Below are 1625 nucleotides of genomic sequence, written 5' to 3' on the forward strand. Positions count from 1 at the left end.
GTAAACGGTACTGAATCAGCTCTTTTTTCGACAGCTTAAAAACGTTCTTTCCTTTAAAAAATACGTCTCCGCTCGTTTTGTTATGAAGTCTTAAAATGGTTTTCCCTAAAGTAGATTTACCGCTTCCGGACTCACCAACCAATCCGAAAATGTCACCTTTTTTAATTGAAAATGTTACTCCGTCCACCGCTTTTACCTGTTCGTTTGCTGATTTAAATAGCGTAGATTTGGAGGAGTAAAATTTTTTTAAGTTTTTTACTTCTAACAGTGTTTCACTCATTGATATGGTCCTTCCTTGTAAAGCCAGCAGGCTGTGTAGTGATTGTTTTCTGAAATGAAGGGAGGAGCTTTTGTTTTGCAAATATCCATACAGTGTTCACAGCGCTCGCTGAAATAACAGCTTTCTGTAAGATCCGTAAGTTTTGGTACTTGCCCAGGTATTGAATGAAGCCTTTGTATTCGTTTGCCGATAACGGGTTTTGAGCGAAGCAGGCCCTCGGTATAGGGGTGTTTTGGGTTTTGAAATAGCTCAACTACCTGTGCTTGTTCGACGATTTTACCTGCATACATTACGATTACGGTATCAGCCATTTCAGCTACAACGCCGAGGTCGTGTGTGATAAATAAGATAGACGTACGAAGATCCTGTTTTATAGTTTGTAATAGATCTAATATTTGAGCTTGAATCGTTACATCTAGAGCAGTAGTAGGCTCATCGGCAATTAATAGCTTAGGGTTGCATCCAAGAGCAATTGCGATCATTATCCGCTGAAGCATGCCTCCGCTTAGCTCATGCGGATAACTTTTTATTATCTTTTTAGCATTGGGTATACCTAAAAGCGTAATGAGTTCAATGGCTTTATCATAGGCTTCGGTTTTACTGATAGATAGATGTTCTAATAGAGTTTCAATAATTTGCTCTCCAATAGTGAATACTGGATTTAGAGATGTCATCGGTTCTTGAAAAATCATCCCAATGTCTTTTCCTCTAATTTTTCTCATCTCTTTTTTTGTTTTATTTAATAGATTCGATCCATTAAATAAAATCTTGCCGTCTGTAATTTCCCCTGAATCAGAAAGCAGCTGCATAATAGATAGAGCCATTACGCTTTTACCACATCCGGATTCGCCAACGATACATACTGTTTCACCGGGATTAACGGAAAAGCTGACGTTGTTTACTGCTGTAACCGTACCTTCTTCCGTATGAAAAGAGGTATGTAAGTCTTTTAATTCTAGTAAAGGTATATTCATCTATTCATTACCTACCTTTTCATTTTAGGATCAAGCGCATCTCTTAAACCGTCTCCAAGAAGATTAATAGAAATGACCGTTAAAAAGATGGCAGCGCCTGGTGGAATCCAAAGCCAAGGTCGCTTTTTAAAATCAATTAAATTATTAGCTGCATCAATCATATTTCCCCAAGAAGGTGTAGGGGGAGTTACGCCTAGTCCCAAGTAGCTTAAGGCAGACTCACTTAAAATAGCTCCCGCTACGTTTAAAGTAGCAACAACCAATAGTAAGGGGAAAATATTGGGAATTAAATGATGAAAAATCTTTCTTTTATCACTTAAACCTAATATTTGTGTGGCTTGAATGAAAGGCTGTTCACGCAGTGAAAGAAC

The 1625-nt window shown here is 38.1% G+C and carries 3 protein-coding genes; all 3 read right to left on the minus strand.

The genetic code is table 11. The features are described 5' to 3' along the window. Positions 1-280, minus strand: a 280-nt coding sequence (locus AC1DRF_RS26875) for an ATP-binding cassette domain-containing protein (RefSeq protein ID WP_477742174.1), incomplete at its 3' end; no start/stop codon positions are given. Continuing rightward, positions 277-1254 carry an ABC transporter ATP-binding protein gene (locus AC1DRF_RS26880; RefSeq protein ID WP_477742175.1) on the minus strand — a complete coding sequence of 326 codons (978 nt, stop codon included), beginning with the start codon at positions 1252-1254 and terminating at the stop codon, positions 277-279. The genes AC1DRF_RS26880 and AC1DRF_RS26875, both read right to left, overlap by 4 nt. Before the next feature lie 11 nt (positions 1255-1265). Continuing rightward, on the minus strand, positions 1266-1625 hold a 360-nt coding region (locus tag AC1DRF_RS26885; RefSeq protein WP_477742176.1), incomplete at its 5' end, for an ABC transporter permease.

It is taken from the genome of Priestia sp. P5_B4 (genome assembly GCF_056400385.1).

Excerpts from the sequence above, each read along its gene's own strand:
- AC1DRF_RS26880 (WP_477742175.1), bottom strand. The coding sequence starts at position 1,254 with ATGAATATACCTTTACTAGAATTAAAAGACTTACATACCTCTTTTCAT.